Origin of the sequence: Sulfitobacter sp. (genome assembly GCF_036961165.1) — a bacterium.
Classification (GTDB): Bacteria; Pseudomonadota; Alphaproteobacteria; order Rhodobacterales; family Rhodobacteraceae; genus Sulfitobacter.
Window position 1 is genome coordinate 1 of sequence record NZ_JBALVJ010000049.1, and the last position, 17,047, is coordinate 17,047.

At 57.4% G+C, this 17,047-nt stretch carries 17 protein-coding genes and 2 pseudogenes; 13 read left to right on the forward strand and 6 right to left on the reverse strand.

Annotated features, from left to right (window positions below):
* Window positions 1-12: 12 nt before the first annotated feature.
* Window positions 13-891 (reverse strand): hypothetical protein, encoded by an 879-nt coding sequence (locus tag V7730_RS16585; protein ID WP_335748710.1) that lies wholly within the window; start codon window positions 889-891, stop codon window positions 13-15.
* A gap of 75 nt (window positions 892-966) precedes the next feature.
* Entirely contained in the window at window positions 967-4,407 is a 3,441-nt protein-coding gene (locus V7730_RS16590; protein ID WP_335748711.1) for an indolepyruvate ferredoxin oxidoreductase family protein, read from the reverse strand.
* 129 nt (window positions 4,408-4,536) lie between these two features.
* Here V7730_RS16590 and V7730_RS16595 point away from each other — a divergent pair, with 129 nt between their 5' ends.
* The 11 genes from V7730_RS16595 (at window position 4,537) to V7730_RS16645 (ending at window position 9,428) form a co-directional block, all read left to right on the forward strand.
* Window positions 4,537-4,995 (forward strand): Lrp/AsnC family transcriptional regulator, encoded by a 459-nt coding sequence (locus V7730_RS16595; RefSeq protein WP_335748712.1) that lies wholly within the window; start codon window positions 4,537-4,539, stop codon window positions 4,993-4,995.
* Between the two features lie 116 nt (window positions 4,996-5,111).
* Window positions 5,112-5,402 (forward strand): hypothetical protein, encoded by a 291-nt coding sequence (locus V7730_RS16600; protein ID WP_335748713.1) that lies wholly within the window; start codon window positions 5,112-5,114, stop codon window positions 5,400-5,402.
* Entirely contained in the window at window positions 5,350-5,655 is a 306-nt protein-coding gene (locus V7730_RS16605) for a hypothetical protein (RefSeq protein ID WP_335748714.1), read from the forward strand. Before V7730_RS16600 ends, V7730_RS16605 begins: the two co-directional genes overlap by 53 nt.
* Complete coding sequence (locus tag V7730_RS16610) at window positions 5,615-6,229, forward strand: extracellular solute-binding protein (RefSeq protein ID WP_335748715.1); 615 nt, start codon at window positions 5,615-5,617, stop codon at window positions 6,227-6,229. Before V7730_RS16605 ends, V7730_RS16610 begins: the two co-directional genes overlap by 41 nt.
* Before the next feature lie 131 nt (window positions 6,230-6,360).
* Window positions 6,361-6,594 (forward strand): hypothetical protein, encoded by a 234-nt coding sequence (locus V7730_RS16615; RefSeq protein ID WP_335748716.1) that lies wholly within the window; start codon window positions 6,361-6,363, stop codon window positions 6,592-6,594.
* A 176-nt stretch (window positions 6,595-6,770) separates the two neighbouring features.
* Complete coding sequence (locus V7730_RS16620; protein ID WP_335748717.1) at window positions 6,771-7,256, forward strand: TOBE domain-containing protein; 486 nt, start codon at window positions 6,771-6,773, stop codon at window positions 7,254-7,256.
* A gap of 45 nt (window positions 7,257-7,301) precedes the next feature.
* Entirely contained in the window at window positions 7,302-7,835 is a 534-nt protein-coding gene (locus V7730_RS16625) for a hypothetical protein (RefSeq protein WP_335748718.1), read from the forward strand.
* A gap of 113 nt (window positions 7,836-7,948) precedes the next feature.
* Window positions 7,949-8,395: an ABC transporter permease gene (locus tag V7730_RS16630; protein ID WP_335748719.1), complete on the forward strand. Its 447-nt coding sequence runs from the start codon at window positions 7,949-7,951 to the stop codon at window positions 8,393-8,395.
* Window positions 8,380-8,592 carry an ABC transporter permease subunit gene (locus tag V7730_RS16635; protein ID WP_335748720.1) on the forward strand — a complete coding sequence of 71 codons (213 nt, stop codon included), beginning with the start codon at window positions 8,380-8,382 and terminating at the stop codon, window positions 8,590-8,592. The genes V7730_RS16630 and V7730_RS16635 overlap by 16 nt, the downstream gene beginning before the upstream one ends.
* A gap of 285 nt (window positions 8,593-8,877) precedes the next feature.
* Window positions 8,878-9,093 (forward strand): hypothetical protein, encoded by a 216-nt coding sequence (locus V7730_RS16640; protein ID WP_335748721.1) that lies wholly within the window; start codon window positions 8,878-8,880, stop codon window positions 9,091-9,093.
* Window positions 9,021-9,428, forward strand: a complete 408-nt coding sequence (locus V7730_RS16645) for a hypothetical protein (protein WP_335748722.1) — start codon at window positions 9,021-9,023, stop codon at window positions 9,426-9,428. The genes V7730_RS16640 and V7730_RS16645 overlap by 73 nt, the downstream gene beginning before the upstream one ends.
* Here the strand turns inward: V7730_RS16645 and V7730_RS16650 are convergent.
* A complete protein-coding gene (locus V7730_RS16650; RefSeq protein WP_335748723.1) occupies window positions 9,404-10,009 on the reverse strand; it encodes a tetratricopeptide repeat protein in 606 nt (201 codons plus the stop codon). The genes V7730_RS16645 and V7730_RS16650 overlap by 25 nt on opposite strands.
* A gap of 75 nt (window positions 10,010-10,084) precedes the next feature.
* Here V7730_RS16650 and V7730_RS16655 point away from each other — a divergent pair.
* A pseudogene (locus V7730_RS16655) lies at window positions 10,085-11,016 on the forward strand (PHP domain-containing protein).
* A 143-nt stretch (window positions 11,017-11,159) separates the two neighbouring features.
* On the opposite strand, the pseudogene V7730_RS16660 reads toward V7730_RS16655, so the two are convergent.
* From V7730_RS16660 to V7730_RS16670, 3 genes and pseudogenes are all read right to left on the reverse strand, one after another.
* A pseudogene (locus V7730_RS16660) lies at window positions 11,160-12,425 on the reverse strand (SulP family inorganic anion transporter).
* A 202-nt stretch (window positions 12,426-12,627) separates the two neighbouring features.
* On the reverse strand, window positions 12,628-13,857 hold the full coding sequence (locus V7730_RS16665) for an esterase-like activity of phytase family protein (RefSeq protein WP_335748724.1): 1,230 nt from the start codon (window positions 13,855-13,857) through the stop codon (window positions 12,628-12,630).
* Between the two features lie 221 nt (window positions 13,858-14,078).
* Complete coding sequence (locus V7730_RS16670) at window positions 14,079-14,543, reverse strand: Lrp/AsnC family transcriptional regulator (protein ID WP_335748725.1); 465 nt, start codon at window positions 14,541-14,543, stop codon at window positions 14,079-14,081.
* A 130-nt stretch (window positions 14,544-14,673) separates the two neighbouring features.
* On the opposite strand from V7730_RS16670, the gene V7730_RS16675 reads away from it, so the two are divergent.
* Window positions 14,674-17,040 (forward strand): 1-deoxy-D-xylulose-5-phosphate synthase N-terminal domain-containing protein, encoded by a 2,367-nt coding sequence (locus V7730_RS16675; protein ID WP_335748726.1) that lies wholly within the window; start codon window positions 14,674-14,676, stop codon window positions 17,038-17,040.
* Window positions 17,041-17,047 lie beyond the last annotated feature (7 nt).

Consider the following 17,047-nt stretch of genomic DNA (forward strand, 5'->3'; position numbering starts at 1 on the left):
ACCAGATGCATCTTAGCCAAACCGCAAAACTGTCCTAAAAAGCAGGACCACTTCAGAAGACCACCAGCCGTCCACCGATCGGCAGCGTAAGCGCGCGCAGGCTCGGGAGAGGGCAGCGTTTCGGCCATGCGCTGCATGATGTGGAGATGGGAAGCAAGCTCGGTCTGGGAGTTGGTTTGTGTTTTTGACTGGATGCTTTTTATCTGCGTACGCACTGTCCCTACAGAAGTGCCAGCGTTGCTGGGCGATCGCTGCAGGCGCCATACCATCGGCAAGCAGCGCACAAATTGCACATTCGCTTTCGCTCAGCCCATGTGTGTCTGCCAACAACCTGTCTGTGGCCGATAGCCACGGTGGGGCAAGTGCCGATAATAACGCTACCGTCTCGGTCGGGACGCGGCGCATGGCTTCTAGCCTAAAAGCGATAGCGCGGGTGCTGTCCGTCGGCATTATCTGGATGACAACCGGATTTGGGCTCTCCTCTTCTCCAAGAGCCTTTAGGAAGAGTTCAAGTGCGCCTCTATGCGTGTCCGACATCTGGTGCTCCAGCACCTTGCTTTGTCGTTGGCTGCCGAAACTCCGGTCCGCCGCCGCGTTCTGCCACAGAATTTGACCGGACGGATGCACCAGTAAGCGCGGGCCTGCACTTGGCGTGTTCTCCGCAGGTTCACCAATACGTTCGAGCAATCGTAGTGCCAATTCGAAGTGTGCGGCAATCTCCGGCGATGACATCGCCGGATCACTCATCCTAAGCTTGTCCAGCCCGGTCATTCGGGCATCTATCCAGCCGTTCCAGCTGGCCATGAAGCCGTCATAGTCCTGTGGATCAAGCGCGGCGCGGTAGATCATTTCCACCAACTTAAGTGAACGTTCGTCCTGATGTTCTTTCAAACGGGCCCCCTTGTCGCTGCGTGTGCAACTTAAGGCAAATCCGTCCTTTTGGATAGACTAACGTGCGCTCAAGGATCAGGTGGTGGCTTGGATCGTCTCTCCCAGCTTTGTCATCAAGGCATCTGCGGCGGGTTTGTATTTCCGCACGGCATCCTCCTTGACGGGGCCGTACCCTCGGAACTCAAGCGGCGCTACGAGAACGCTGCAGGCGTCTCTCATGGTCTGCGGGTTCACAAGCGGGGGTAGCACGGACAAGATGCCTTCAAACCATGCAATCAGCGCCGTTTCCTCTTTCCGTTCTCCTGTATATCCGAAAAGATCAAACGCTGTGCCACGCAGGAATTTCATATGGGCAAGACCCCGAAGCGCATGGGTCAGCCACGGACCAAAGCTGCGCTTTGTCGGGCGGCCACGTGCGTCCAGACGCCGCGATAGCAGGGGTGGGGCCATATGATAGTTGATCTTAAAGCCAGGTTCGAATTCCTCTTCAAGCATCGCAGCGAATTCGGGCTGGACGTGTAGTCGGGCCACTTCGAATTCGTCTTTGACAGCCATCAGTTTGAACAGCGATTTTGCAGCGACCAGGGATAGATCGTCGGCATGATCTTGTGGCAAAGCGGCATGGAAACGCGCCATAGTTTTTTCATATCGGTACGCGTAAGCCGCGTCTTCATATTCTGTCAGAAAGGCAGAATGTCGCGCGGTCAACGCCTCAAGAGAAGGTGTCGAGGTAGGGGTCTCTTTTGGGATCAACGCTTGCGGATTGGTGGCAAGTATCCGGCCGAAATCAAACGCGCGCGCATTATTCTCAATCGCAACGGCATTCAGCGTTATGGCCTGTTTCAAAGCGATTTCGCTGACCGGAACCAGCCCCTTTTGCCACGCATAGCCCAACAGAATGATGTTCGCGAAAACGCTATCCCCTAAAAGCTGTTCGGCAAGGGCATTTGCATTAAGGCTCCAGACAAAATCGTCGCCGACGATCTGGCGAATGGCAGCTTCGCGTTGGTCGATGTTCAGGCGGGCATCACGGTGCAGAACCAGATCACCTGTTGGCATTTCCGCAGTGTTCAAAACCACCGGCGCGCCTTTGCGATAATGGAGCGACGCGCGCGGGGCTGACGACACCACGGCGTCACACCCGATCACCGCATCAGCCGCGCCAGCATCAATGCGAACCTGATTGATGGCCTCGGGGGAAGCGCCTATGCGCACATAACTCAGCACCGTGCCGAACTTCTGGGAAAATCCGGTAAAGTCGAGGACGGTCGCGCCCTTACCCTCCAGATGCGCAGCCATCGTGACCAAAGCACCAACCGTCACAACACCCGTGCCGCCGACGCCAGTGACCAGCAGATCGAATGGCGCGTCTAGCTGCGGCAACGGCGGGGCTGGAACCGCTACAAGGAGGGCGGGCAGGTCAACAGTCGCACCGGCTTTCTTACTGCGCACGGCCCCTTCAACGGTCACGAAGCTGGGGCAAAACCCGTTGAGGCAGGAGAAATCCTTGTTGCAGGTCGACAGGTTCACCTTCCGCTTGCGGCCGAATTCCGTTTCCAGCGGTTCGATGCTCAGGCAGTTGCTTTCGACTGAGCAGTCGCCGCAGCCTTCGCAGACGGCTGGGTTGATAAAGGCAAACCGCTTGGGGTCCTCCATCTTACCGCGTTTGCGACGCCGCCGTTTTTCGGTGGCGCAGGTTTGCTCGTAGATCAGGACCGTCACACCGGGCACGTCTCGCAGCTCGCGCTGGATGGCATCCATCTCTTCACGGGGGTGAAAGCTGGTATGCGCAGGAAAATCAGCACGCCGGAATTTGCCGATATCGTCAGAGACCAACGCGATGCGATCGACACCTTCGGCGCGGCAGATTTGGGCGATGCCGGTAACGCTGATCGGGCCGTCAACAGGCTGTCCGCCGGTCATGGCAACCGCATCATTATACAGGATTTTGTAGGTGATGTTCGACTTCGCCGCGACAGCCTGCCGTATGGCGAGTGAGCCGGAGTGATACCACGTCCCTTCGCCAAGGTTCTGGAAGATGTGCTTCCCGCCGTTGAACTTTGACACAGCAACGTTGGGCACGCCTTCGCCACCCATCTGCGCATAGCCAACGGTTTCGCGGTCCATCCAGCTGGCCATCACATGACACCCGATGCCGGATGCAGCTTTGCTGCCTTCTGGGACTTTCGTTGAGGTGTTGTGGGGGCAGCCTGAACAGAAATAGGGCGTGCGCACCACGCCGGGGACATTGAGAAGGACAGGCGGCTTTTCGGTCAACGCGCGGGCTTTTTGCGCAAGTTTCTCTTCGGGAAAGAAGGCGTCCAAACGCTCGGCCAGTACGGGAATAAGCTTCAGCGGGCTCAGCTCTCCTGTCCACGGCAGCAGCGGGTCGCCTGCTGTGCGGTGCTTGCCCACCATCGTGTGAGGTTTGTCTCCTGGCCAGTCATAGAAGTATTCCTTGAGCTGGCTTTCGATGATGCCGCGTTTTTCTTCGATGACCAGTACCTCGCGCTTGCCGCGTACAAAGGCCAAAGCATCGCGGCGGGCCAATGGCCAGACCATGCCCACCTTGTAAATGTCGATACCCAACCTGCGAGAGGCCGCTTCATCAAGGCCCAAAAGGCGCAGCGCCTCCATCAGATCAAGGTGACCCTTGCCTGTGGTCACGATGCCGAAAGCCGCATCTTCCATGTCATAAATACGCCGGTCAATCGGGTTTGCTTCGACAAAGGCTTCGACTGCGTCGAGCTTATATTCCATGCGGGTTTCGATCTCGGGGCTGGGCAGGTCAGAGCTGCGAATGTGCAGGCCGCCAAGGGGGACTTCAATGTGCGGAAATACGAAGCTGCGATCCGCCAACAAGTCCACAGACCTGCCGCTCTCTACAGTCTCCGAGATTGCCTTGAACCCGACCCACGTGCCTGAAAATCGGCTAAGGGCGATGCCGTATTCACCAAATGCCAGATATTCGGAGACATCCGCAGGGTTCAGCGTTGGCATAAACCACGTCATGAACGCGACATCCGATTGATGCGGCATTGAGGAAGACACGCAGCCGTGGTCGTCGCCAGCCACCACCAAAACCCCGCCTTTGGGGGCCGATCCATAGGCATTCCCGTGTCGCAGCGCATCGCCGGAGCGGTCAACGCCCGGGCCTTTGCCGTACCACATCGAAAACACGCCCTCGACCTTGGCATCGGGATCAAGCACGGCCTGCTGGGCACCCAGAACTGCAGTGGCGCCCAAATCTTCGTTCACCGCAGGCATGAAAGTGATGTTGTGTTTTTCGACCTCGGGGCCCGCGCGCCACAACTCCAGATCAAGACCGCCCAAGGGTGAGCCGCGGTAACCAGAGATAAAGCCCGCCGTGTTCAGTCCCGCCAACCTGTCGCGCCGCGCCTGATCCAGCATGATCCGGACCAATGCCTGCGTTCCGGTCAAGAATACACGACCTTGCGTGATCGTGTAGCGGTCGGACAATTCGTAGGTCTGGAAGTGGTGAGATTCGTCAGTCATGGCGGCCATCCAATGTATTTTCGCCATTCTATCGGGTTATTGTGGAATTCCTGATCTAAATTTCATATAGATCCGTGTGAATCGGAAATAATAACCACAAATATTCAATATTGTGGAAAGGGTAACCGGATGCAGCTTGATGCGCGAGACAGACGTATTCTGTCACTTCTGCAAACTGACTGCCGTTTGTCCAACGCTGAACTTGCGGAACAGGTCGGCATGTCGGCCTCAGCGTGTTGGCGGCGGATTCGTGTTTTCGAGGATGAGGGCATCATCAAAAGGTATCGCGCAGAGATATCGGCCGAAGGGGTCGGGTTCACGTTTCAGGCGCTGGTGCATGTGCAATTGACCCGTCACAACCCCGAACATCTTGCCGGTTTTGTCGCGGCAGTCGAAGCGCGCCCAGAAGTGCAGGAGTGTTATGCAACGACGGGGCAGGCAGACTATTACATGCGCGTTTTGTGCCGCGACATCGCTGCTTACAATTTGTTCCTTGAAGATTTCCTGTTCAATCTGCCTGCTGTGGCAAGCGCGCAAACCAATGTAGTCTTGCGTGAGATCAAGCGCAGTCAGACAATTTCGATGTGACGTAAAGCCACCTGCGGCGGTCACAAAAGCATTCATAAATCTGAAGTTTGCCTGCGACCTTCAGATGATCCGAGGACCCCAGCCCAATCTGGGCCTGGAAATTCTTTGGGGATACCATGTCATTCAACCGTCGTTCCGTTCTGAAGCTTTCCGCAGCCGGCTTGGCCGCACCGATGGTCCTAAACGCCAGCAATGCGCTTGCCTCATCGGGCAACGTCAAAGTGCTGGTTTGGGGTGATTGCATCCAGCCGAACATCGCAGAGGCATTCGAGAATGAAAGCGTCATCAAGCGGGAACTCACCACATTCGGCTCCAACGACGAAGCCGAAAGCACGATCCGCGCCAATAGGCGGCATGGGGTTCGATATCGTATTCCCGTCCATCACCAACTCTGCCGGATATCTTGATGACAACGGCGACAGCTACTTTCCGCCGGTGCCTGCTGACGTGAACACTGGCAACGTGATCGCGTCCTTCCTGCGCGACAGCGCGTCCTTAGGCGGTGTGATCAAGGGCGAACAGGTTCTGCAGCCCTTCGACTGGGGCACAGAATGCGTGACCTACAACAAGGAAAAGATGCCCGTCGACGGGCAGGTGTTTTACGGCGATCTGTGGGCGGATGCCGCCAAGGGCAAAGCGGCGTTCCGCCAGAATCCGTGATCATGGGCACCGGCCTTTATCTGGACGCCACCGGCGAAGTTCCGTCCAACCGTATGCTGGATGTCTACAAATCCGAAGAGGACGCGCGCGGCGTCTGGGGGCAATCACCCAGTGGATCCTTGAGCGCAAAGAGAACTTTGGCGCTTTCTGGAACAACGCGACCGAAGCGTCATCGGCGTTTACTGAGGCTGGCGCGATCATCGGCCAGACATGGGACACCACGGGCCTTTTGTTGAACCGTGACAATCCAGACTTCCTTTACCGGGCGCCCGAAGAGGGCATCATCACATGGCTCGACAGCTTCGGGATGCTCAAGCAATCCGAGAACCCCGAGCAAGCAGTGGCCTTTATGAATTTCATGCTCAAGCCTGAAACTGGCGGCATGTTCTCAAATAACACTGGATATAACTCAGCTGTTGCAGGCGCTGCAGAATTCGCTTCGGACGAGTATAAAAAGCAGTTCAACGAAGTCTACACGGCTGAAGCTCTTGGCAACATGTGGTGGTGGCAGGCGGATACGCCGTTCTTTGCGCCCGTGTGCAACGAGTTCGTCGAGATCATGACCAACACCTGATCGGGCAAAAAATGACAAAAAGCGGCCCCGGCAGGACCGGGGCCGCTTTTTGGTGGTGCGGGGACATAATGCGCAGAAAATCAGTTACGCTCGACTAGCTAGAGGTCATTTACCCAAACGGCTTTAAGGTTGTGCATCGCTCCAATCTGGTGGTCGAAGCGGGTGAGCGAGAGACCGCGTTGATCTTTCAGAACCTCGCCCTGTTTCCGTTGATGCCAGTTTGGGAAAATGTGACTTTCGGGCTTGAGGCGCTGGGCGTGTCCAAACGAGATCGACGCGGCAAGGCTGAAGCATTTTTGCATCTGGTGGCGCTATCCGATCAGGTCGGCAAAAAGCCGGGTGAGTTGTCGGGCGGTCAAAGATAGCGGGTGGCGATTGCGCGCGCTTTGGCTGTGGATCCTTCAGTGCTTTTGTTGGATGAGCCGTTGTCGGCACTGGATCTCAAGTTGCGCCAACACATGCGCGCGGAGCTGCGCAGTATTCAAAAAAAGACTGGCGTCACTTCATCTACATCACCCACGATCAGGTTGAGGCATTGACCATGTCGGACGGGATTGCTGTCATGAATGCGGGACGCATTGAGGAGGCCGGTACCGCAGATCAGATCTATTCCAACCCGGCCTCGGCCTTTTCGGCGTCCTTTGTAGGGGAGGCTAATCAGCTTGTTGGGCGGATCGACGCGGTAGACGGAGGCATGGCCCATATTGTCACACCACATGGCCGCTTTCTGGGGGGAAACCCAACGAGTTTCGCCAAAGGTGGAGAGGCCATACTGTTTGTGCGGCCCGAGAACATGGGCCTTGAACCAGCGAACAACATGCTGTCGGCGCGCGTGCTGCGCCGCGATCTGGAAGGGCCGTTCGTGAACTTGCTGATGGCATCTGAGACGGGCGCCGAGGTGGCGATGTACGTGCCGAACACGGGTCAGATCAGGGCAGAGATGCAGGTTGGCTTTGCGCCAGAAATGGCGACGATCCTACCGCTTGGCCCTGTCGCACGCAACGGACAGGACATTGCAGCGCAATGAGCGATTTGATCCGAAGCTTTGGCAAAGGCCTAAAGGCAGTCTTCTTTGCTGGCGTGGGGGCTGGTGCTGATCATCCTGCCGCAACTGGCCATGCTCGAAGAGGCAATGACCAAGCCTGCGCACCAGCTTGATAGTTCGGTTGCAGGCGCGCTTGAACGTGATGCAGCCACTTGTGTGGGCATTTTGGGTCAGTATGCGCTATCGGCTGAGGCACCGGCGGATAACGGCGGGCTGGTCATTCCCACGATGTCGCGGATGGCTTCGCCCACTTTGAATGCATCCGCCGCGCGCCCGTATATTCTGCAATGCGACCGTGCGACCACCCACCAACTGATGGCGCGTGAAGACGGTGACCAAGTTTTTCTTAACCAACTCTTTAATTTGCCCGACCTTAGCGTCGCGGCGGATGCTCTTCTCGATGACCAGATCGAGTTAGCCCGTCAAATTGAGGCGATCGCGGCGCAGCTCTACACGCGGCTACAAGAGGAAGAGGCCAACGCTTCGCAGCTTGGCTTTGGCAGTTTTGCCGCGATCAGCAAGCTGGCATTGATCCCGCGTTCTGCCGAAGCGCAGGCGTAAAGCGATGCTTCATGGGCGGCCTACAGCTTTGCCTACACGTTGATCTGTTTTGTGATCGTGGCGATGTTTATGTCGGCCATGCGCACACGCCTCAAAGACTTTGCGAGGGTACAATGACATCACAGCGCATCCTGACTGGCTATATGTGGGTCTTTTTCGCCTTCATGTTCGCGCCGTTGATCTTGATGATCATCACATCCTTTAACGATGTTTCGCCGCCGTCGGTGATGGGTTGGCGCGGATTTACTGGGAAGTGGTACGCGTTCTTCTGGATGTCCGAGGCCGACATTCGCGCTGATCCGGTTCTGCGCGCATTGGACCGTGACCGCTTTGTCGCCTGCTTTGGAGGCTCGCTGCAGGTGGCTGCCGTTGTGGTGCCGCTGTCGCTATTGTTGGGTCTGTCTGGCGCTGTCTTGCTGACCCGCTGGCATAGTCGTGCGAACGGGCCTCTGTGGTGGGTGCTGTTGTCACCGATGTTGGCGCCGGGCATCATCCTGGGGCTATCGGCGCTGGTGTTCTGGGGCGGCTTGGCGTTGGTGCCGGGTTGTTCACAATCATGATGGCGCAGGTGACATTTGTGGCGGGGTATCCGCTGCTGATCCTGATGGCGCGCCTGCAGCGGCAACCGATTGAATTTGAGGAAGCTGCGCTTGATCTGGGGGCGTCGCCATTCCATGTCTTTCGCCGGATCACGCTGCCACTCCTGCTGCCGGCGCTTGCCTCGACTGCCGTGATTGCGCTGCTGTCTTCGATCTAGAACTACAACACCACCACGTTCGCCAAAGGCGGTGCCTGCACCTTCGCGACCGAGATCGGCGCGATGAGCCGCAACCCTAATGGCCACCCTCCGGTGATCAATGCGGTCGGTACGGTGATCGCCCTCATCACAGTGGCGGCAGCACTTGCGCATGCTGCTGTCGCACGCCGCGAACTACGCTAATTCTCTGTCATGAAAATCACCGCACGATGCCATCCCCTGCTTGAACCGTTGCTTCCAAAGCCTGTTCCCGCATCCAAGGCGCTGCCGACATGGATGGCGACAATGCCGTCAGAAGTGGAGGCAGAAACGCTGGGTAGTGCTGCGGTACGATCGCTCAAATACTGCCCGCCGATCATTGATATGATGCGCCTTGGTGTGCTGATCCTTTGTCCGACTGATATCATTATCCAGGGGGGAGCCGTGTCATGGGATTGGTTGCCTCCGATCCTGCCGGATGCCAACATCAGCCGCGCGCCGATTGGTGTGAGCTCATTCTGAAATTCGTCAACTACTGGACGCTTGAAACACCGCCCTCGTGGTCGTTGATGTTTATTCACCCGCAGGGATACCCGGATCTGCCCTTCACCACCTTGGGCGGGGTGGTCGATTGTGACGGGTTCAAGGATGGCTATGTCCATTTCCCTGCACTGCTAAAACCGGATTTTGAAGGCGTTTTCCGCAAGGGTACTCCGGCCGCGCAGGCAGTGCCGGTCCAGAAGGGGATAGAGCTAGAGATAGCGGCGATGTCACCGGCACAGGTTATGCACAGCCGTACTGTGCAGGAAGATATCGCTCGAACACCCGGGCATTATCGCAAGTCGTTTCGCCGCTGAGCCTTTGCTATTCGCCTTGATGCGCGGCATTGGCTTAGGGCAGTTGCAAGGGAAGTGACCCTTTCGCCGTGCGTGTCAGCATCTTGAGTATGTCGGGACGCATGAACAATCCTGCAGAAGCGCGGCGCGCAGGATCTTGTCAGGTACCCCATTTTCCGCGCTGATGCGGTAGCGAGCGATCTGCGCCTCGACATCTGGCTGGTCCGCAAAGCAGGTTGCGGCCTGACCCATTTCCCCAACCGCATCGCGATGCGCCCCAGATTGCGGCGTGCATCTGCATCGTTGCTCTTAAGGTTAACGGCGTGCTGGAAAGCCACATACGCCTCTTCCAAGTCTCCGGCGCCAAGGGCAACGCGCCCCAACTCAAACCACGCCACGGCATATCGCGGGTTTGCGGCCACCGCGCGTTTGAGCCAGACCGCCATCTGATCGGGCTTGCCCGCGGCCTCCAGAACTTTGGCAAGGTTGTAGAACACCTCGGGCGGCGGGGCCTTACCCTTGGCCAAACGGCGCAAGAGACGCTCTGCGGCAGTCCAATCCTGCGCGGTCAAAAGCGCCCCGAGTTTTTTCTGATCGCTCATTCTGTTTCCCTGCGGTTTGTCACAGCAGCTTCACATAATTACGTCATAAGAACATGAAAATTCACGGGGTGTTTCATGTATACTGACATTTTTTCCCTGCCGGGGACCTTTTGGCGCGGCAATCTACATACCCATTCAAACCGCTCCGACGGCGTCCTTGATCCTGATGAGGTATGTCGGCGCTATAAGGCTGAAGGCTATGATTTCATTGCACTGACGGACCACTTGTCGGTCGCTATGACTATCCCATCACTGATACACGGGCATTTAGAGACGCGGATTTTACGACCATCCTCGGGGCTGAGCTGCATTCAGGAGCGATGGAGAACGGTGAGTTGTGGCATATCCTTGCGGTTGGCCTGCCAGTGGATTTCGAGCGGCCTAATGCGCCGGATTTTCACGCACACCGAGATCAGGAAGCAGGTGCGGTACTTGCCGCTCGCGCCCGCGCAGCAGGGGCTTTTGTTGCCATCGCCCATCCCGAATGGTCGGGCCTTACAACGGCAGACGCGCGCACCATTGAAGCGGCGCATGCGGTTGAGGTCTACAATCACGGATGCGCCTCGGGATGTGACCGCCCGCACGGGTTTTACACGCTGGATCAGTTGCTCTCAGAGGGGCGTAAGCTCACGCTATGTGCTACCGATGACGCGCATTTCTCGGAACCAGATCATTTCGGCGGATGGGTCATGGTAAAGGCCAAGCAGAACACGCCGGAAGCGCTGCAGGAAGCTCTAAAAGCGGGTCATCATTACAGCACAACCGGGCCGGAGCTGCGCGGTATCCGGTGGGACGACGATCATGTGAAAGTGCAAAGCTCTGCCGCTCAAAGCGTGATCGTGCAAGGCAAGGGATCAGCCGCAGTTGCGGTTCATGGTGCATCAATGACTTCGACCAAGATCGCACTGGAGCGGTTTAAGAACAGCGACTGGCTGCGGGTGGCGGTGATCGACAGCGCGGGCAAACGCGCGTGGTCCAATCCGGTCTGGCGGGCTGATCTCGCTTAAGACTCTGCTGCATCCTCGAACACTTTAAATGTCTGGTGGAGGATGTGGCTGAGGCTTTCGGCTTGGCAATGCGATCTCCAAGTGGGGTTGGGCGGATGCCGGCATTGGCCTAGCCAAACAGGTGATGTCGAGGCACGGGAACGTCAGCGATCCGGAGGTGTCCAATCGTTCTCCACCGCTGCGTTTTGCCGCCGCAACCGCAAGGCAAGCCCAAGAGAGACACCAACCACGATCGCAATGGTGAGATCAGCGAACACAGTCAGGACCAACGTCAGCAATAGCAGGACGCGATCCGAAATCTGCGTTTGCATATAGCCCCACCATTTGTGCGGTTCGCTCATATTCCAAGCTGTGAGGATCAACAGACCGGCAAGGGCCGGCATCGCGAGATATCCGGCAAGAGGCGCTACCAGCAGCATGACGAGCAAGATGGTCAGCGCATGAACCACACCCGCAACCGGCGTTTTCCCACGTGCACGCACGTTGGTAGCGGTGCGCGCAATTGCGCCCGTCGCTGGCAGCCCTCCAAAAAGAGACAACCCGATATTGGCCAAACCTTGGGCGAATACTTCTGCGTTGGGCCGGTGATGCCCTCAAATCATACGGTCTGCGACCATCGCGGACAGCAGCGACTCAATGCTCGCCAAAAAGGCGATGACAACGGCCGAAGGAAGCAGCTCGATCAGGCGTGCAAGGGTAATCTCGGGCAGTTTGGGAAATGGCAGTGCGCTTGGCAAGGTGCCGAACCGCGAAAAGATAGTGTCGACCGGCAGCACTGCAATGGCTACAATGGCAGAGGTTAGACCCACGGCAACAATCAGCCCCGGAAACTTGGGTGCTAGACGCCGTAGGAATACGATAAGCACCATTGTGCCAAGGCCGATCCCGAGGGCAAAGACACTAAGCGTATCACGCGCATGCCAAAGCGCCTCCATCTTGCCAATGAATTCCGCCGGAACCTCTGTTATCGACAATCCGAACAGGTCTTTGAGTTGACTTGTCGCGATGATCACACCGATGCCGATGGTAAATCCGTTGATGACCGGTTCGGGCACATAGGCGACCAAACTTCCGGCGCGTAGATACCCTGCGACGAGCATGATGATGCCCGCCATAAACGTGGCAAGGACCAGCCCGTCATACCCGTGCTGTTGGATGACCCCGAAAACAACGACGATGAACGCCCCCGTTGGCCCCCCGATTTGCACGCGACTGCCCCCGAAAAGCGAAATCATGAGGCCAGCCACGATCGCCGTCACCAATCCTTTTTCCGGCCCCGCGCCTGACGCGATGGCGATGGCAAGGCTCAAGGGTAGCGCGACCATCGCCACGGTGATACCCGCAGCCACGTCACCGACAAACTGCTGCCGGTCATAGGTCTTCAGCGTTGTTAGGATTTTTGGCTTCATTCCCTAACCATTTGCCTATGGTGGGAAACATTCAACAGCAGATTGCAGGACCCTTTGTCGCAACTGGGTTAGGTTCTTCGGATCGGCATTTGTGTCGCGGCGTTCCACACAGCCAAGGTCACCGCATGGCACATGTCGGTTTCGCAAAAACGCCCCACCGCTGCTGCGGCAGGACGTTCTGTTTGTAAATCAACGTTAGCGCTTACTTCGCGGCCAGCATTTCCGGCACACTGAGCAGGACAACCTCGTTATCTGCTGCTGCGTCCAGCTTGCGGCCCGACGAGAAAGGCAGGTTGTTGTCCACGGCCACCATGATGTGAGTGTCGTCAACGCGCATCACGTCTTCGATGGTGAAAAAGGGCAGGCTGAACCGACCGTCTTCACCACCATCTGTTGAGATGCGGGCACGTCCTTCGGGGTCAGCGATGTTCATCAGATCAATTTCACCGATACGGCGCACGTAACCGTCCGCGTCAACGCTGGCTGTGTCGATGAGAACGACGTGTTTGACCATCGCAGGATTTGGGAAGCAATTTGGCTGCGGATCACCGGCGCATTTGAGGCTAGGCTCACCTTCACCATTGTCACGCTCAATCACCAGCGCGCGTGTCTCGTCGATGAAGTTGAAGTCGCCAATCGTCGTGGCTCCTTCGGCCAGCTTGAACTTAAAGCTTGCGCCTATCCATGAACGGGCAGCCGGATCGAAGGCCATTACCCGCAGGAAATCCTCGCCACTTGCGGCAAGCAGAGGCTTTTCCAGCATTGCCCAAAGCAGACCAGTGCCGGGTTGCAGCGCCATGCCCTCATACCCGCCGGAACGTGGTACGGTCCAATCTGTGCCGATAACGGAAGTCGCAGAAATGCCGGGGGTGTCGGAGCCTTTCAACTGCCGACCGTCAAGCATGGTCGGATACACACCTTTCACCCGTCCATCCAGATCAGCTTCGATCAGGTAAGGGCCGAATTCGTCACCGATCCAGATGGTATCACCCACACGCTGGATGCTTTCGAGATCAAAGTCGGAACCGGTCAGATAGCGGCTTTCGGTTGCTTCCCATGAAATGCGGAACGGAACTTTGAAAGCAGGATCATGCAAGAATACGGTTTCTTTGATGTCCACCGCGCCTGTGTCGAAATTCGCCATCATACGGCTGAAGAACAGCATCGTGTCAGGGCTGTTGGCTTTTGAACCAAAGCCGTTGTCGGTCAGCACATAGACGGACCTATCCTCGGCGCGCACCATCGCGAAGCCGAAAAAGCCCTGCAGTGGTTGGCCGATAAATGGCAGGCTGATACCCGTCAGGCGTTTTCCATGCAGACCGCCAGTGTTGCCCGGCACTGACATCGGCTTGGCGTCGCGGACGGTGCCTGTGAACTTACCGCTGATCCGTGCATCAACGGGCGCATCGTTCGGCGGCGCAACAAGACTCATCGCCGGCAATTAGGCGTGACCGGCCAATGTCGCAGAAAATGTCTCTTGAGCGTTTGCCGGGGCGGCCAGTGCGAGCATGGCAAGGGTTGAAAGCAATCGGGTGGTCATGGCTGTCTCCATTAATAATGACAGGCCCCGATAGAAAGGTGCGAGGTCACACGCAGGTTACGACTGCGTGAAGCTTCCATGACACCAGCCGTTTTTCATGGATTTGCCACCGCTTATGCCAACCGCGCAGGCAGGCATTTGACGCGCCGGATTGGGATCGAAGATTCAAGCGAGGCTACGCCAGGAAGTTTCGTCAACCGCCCCGTCAGAAAATGCTCGAACTCTTCAAGGTCGCGGACCGCCACACGCAAAAGATAATCAAAGCTGCCAGTCATCAGCCAGCAATCCACGATCTGCGGGCACAGACGCACTTCGCGTTCAAACATGACGAGACGGTCGTCAATCTGCCGGTCAAGCCTGACCGAGATAAAGACGTTGAAGGCAAATCCCAGCTTCGCCTCGTCGATGCGTGCGCTGTAGCCCTTGATGTATCCGACTTCCTCGAGCCTGCGGATGCGGCGCGCGCAGGGCGAGGGGGACAGGCCGATCCGCTCGCTCAGTTCCTGATGGGTCAGGCGGGCGTCATTCTGAAGTTCGTGTAGAATCTTTCTATCGGCATCGTCCAAGGTATCTGACATCGGCGCTGGTTTCCTTCGCTTAGGTGCGTCCATGCGCGAGATATCTGCGCAATCGCCCGAAGAACGCAAGCAATTTAGCCCCAAACACCTTTGGTGGTGCTGTATGCATGCAGTGAACTGGGAGGCCCGAATGACCACGAAACAACAACACCTCAAGACCATTGAGCAGCGCCTGCTTTGGCTGTCGCACTGGATGATCCACAATGCCAACCACCTGCGCTCCAAAGCGGACGGGATCAAGGTTGGCGGACATCAGGCTTCGTCGGCGTCGATGGTGTCAATTATGACCGCGCTCTATTTCTCTACGCTTCGGCCCGAAGACCGTGTCGCGGTCAAACCCCATGCCTCCCCCATCTTTCACGCGATCCAGTACCTCATGGGTAACCAGACGCGCGAAAAGATGGAGAATTTCCGCGGTCTTGGCGGCGTGCAAAGCTACCCGAGCCGCACAAAAGATATCGACGATGTCGATTTTTCCACTGGCTCGGTCGGGCTTGGCGTGGCGATCACTTCGTTTGCCTCATTGGTTCAGGATTACATCACCGCAAAATCTTGGGGCGCTGATGCGCCGCAGGGGCGAATGGTGGCGTTGGTTGGCGATGCGGAGCTGGACGAAGGCAATATTTATGAGGCCTTGCAAGAAGGTTGGAAAAACGACCTGCGCAATTGTTGGTGGATCATCGATTATAACCGCCAGTCGCTAGACGGCATCGTGCGCGAAGGATTGTTCGAGCGGGTCGAAAAAATCTTCAATGCGTTCGGGTGGGACATCGTGCGGGTCAAATACGGTGCTCTGCAACGCGCCGCCTTTGAGGAGCCCGGGGGCACGCGTCTACGTGACTGGATTGATGAATGTCCAAACGCGCAATATTCGGCGCTGACCTATATGGGCGGGGTGGTCTGGCGCAAACGTCTGATGGATGATCTGGGTGATCAGGGTGATGTGAGCGCGCTGATTGGCCGCCGCTCGGACAGTGCGCTTGCTGCCCTGATGGAGAACCTTGGCGGCAATTGCGTTGAGACGATGGCGGATACTTTTGCCCGTATTGAGCATGACCGCCCGACATGTTTCATTGCCTACACGATCAAGGGCTGGGGCACGCCGATTGCCGGACACAAAGACAACCACGGCGGCTTGATGACTAAGGCACAGTTCGCTGACTGGCAGGCGAACATGGGCGTAGCAAAGGGTGAGGAGTGGGAGCCGTTCGCAACTGTCGCCGCCCCCGATGATTTGCGCGAGTTCTTGGCAGAGGTTCCGTTTTTTGCCAAATCACCCAGACGTTATGATGATGCCCATCTTGATGTGCCAGCGATGAGGTTCAGCACGGACCGTGAGATTTCAACGCAGACGGCGTTCGGCAGAATTCTGGACGATCTTGCGAAGGGTCAAAGCGATCTGGCGCAGCGTATCGTCACGACTTCACCAGATGTCACCGGAACGACCAGCCTTGGCGCATGGGTCAACCGCCGCAAGCTATTCGCGCGCCGTGCGCAGGCCGACGCCTTTATCGAACACCGTATTCCGTCCACCGCGAAGTGGGAGTTCACGCCGCAGGGCCAGCATATCGAGCTAGGCATCGCCGAGATGAACCTCTTTCTGCTGCTTGGCGCGGCAGGCCTGTCGCATCAGCTGTGGGGTAAGCGGTTGATCCCGATTGGTACTGTTTATGATCCGTTCATTCACCGCGGTCTTGATGCCTTAAACTACGCGTGTTATCAGGATGCGCGATTTATAATTGTCGGCACGCCGTCAGGTGTCACGCTGGCCCCTGAAGGCGGCGCGCACCAGTCGATCGGTACGCCCCTTACTGGCATGGCCCAAGACGGGCTTGCCTCGTTCGAGCCGGCCTTTGCCGATGAATTGGCCGTCATCATGGAGTGGGCCTTTGACTATCTGCAGCGTGACGGGGCAGGCGACCCGGATGAGCGGACGTGGCTTCGCGATGAAACTGGCGGGTCTGTTTATCTGAGGCTCACGACAAAACCCATGGAGCAGCCGGGAACCCGTGCGGACGAAGCCTTTCGGCAGGGCGCGATTGACGGAGCGTACTGGCTGCGTAAACCGGGTCCGAATTGCAGCGTGGTGATTGCGTATCAGGGCGCCGTGGCCGAAGAGGCAATCGCGGCCGCTGGTCTGGTTGGTCCGCACCGGCGTGACGTTGGCGTGCTGGCCGTCACCTCGGCTGACCGACTGAACGCTGGCTGGACAGCGGCACAACGCGAGCAGGCGCGTGGCAACCGTGATGCCATCAGTCATATCGAGGCGCTGCTCTCACCACTCCCATCATCCTGTAACCTTGTCACCGTTCTGGATGGACATCCCGCCACTCTTGCGTGGCTTGGATCTGTCGCGGGGCATCGCACCATTGCCCACGGGGTAGAGCATTTCGGTCAAACCGGATCGATACAGGATCTCTACCGTCACTTCGGTATCGACCGTACGGCTTTGGTGGATTCAATCAGTCGGCTGACAGCGGGGACTTCGATTGACTAGGCGCTGG

Coding starts and splice junctions, on each gene's coding strand:
- V7730_RS16650 (WP_335748723.1), bottom strand. CDS start 10,009: ATGAGCGATCAGAAAAAACTCGGGGCGCTTTTGACCGCGCAGGATTGG.
- V7730_RS16645 (WP_335748722.1), top strand. CDS start 9,021: ATGGGATTGGTTGCCTCCGATCCTGCCGGATGCCAACATCAGCCGCGC.
- V7730_RS16630 (WP_335748719.1), top strand. CDS start 7,949: ATGACATCACAGCGCATCCTGACTGGCTATATGTGGGTCTTTTTCGCC.
- V7730_RS16620 (WP_335748717.1), top strand. CDS start 6,771: ATGTCGGACGGGATTGCTGTCATGAATGCGGGACGCATTGAGGAGGCC.
- V7730_RS16665 (WP_335748724.1), bottom strand. CDS start 13,857: ATGAGTCTTGTTGCGCCGCCGAACGATGCGCCCGTTGATGCACGGATC.
- V7730_RS16590 (WP_335748711.1), bottom strand. CDS start 4,407: ATGACTGACGAATCTCACCACTTCCAGACCTACGAATTGTCCGACCGC.
- V7730_RS16670 (WP_335748725.1), bottom strand. CDS start 14,543: ATGTCAGATACCTTGGACGATGCCGATAGAAAGATTCTACACGAACTT.
- V7730_RS16605 (WP_335748714.1), top strand. CDS start 5,350: ATGGGGTTCGATATCGTATTCCCGTCCATCACCAACTCTGCCGGATAT.
- V7730_RS16675 (WP_335748726.1), top strand. CDS start 14,674: ATGACCACGAAACAACAACACCTCAAGACCATTGAGCAGCGCCTGCTT.
- V7730_RS16640 (WP_335748721.1), top strand. CDS start 8,878: ATGCCGTCAGAAGTGGAGGCAGAAACGCTGGGTAGTGCTGCGGTACGA.
- V7730_RS16610 (WP_335748715.1), top strand. CDS start 5,615: ATGCCGCCAAGGGCAAAGCGGCGTTCCGCCAGAATCCGTGATCATGGG.
- V7730_RS16595 (WP_335748712.1), top strand. CDS start 4,537: ATGCAGCTTGATGCGCGAGACAGACGTATTCTGTCACTTCTGCAAACT.
- V7730_RS16600 (WP_335748713.1), top strand. CDS start 5,112: ATGTCATTCAACCGTCGTTCCGTTCTGAAGCTTTCCGCAGCCGGCTTG.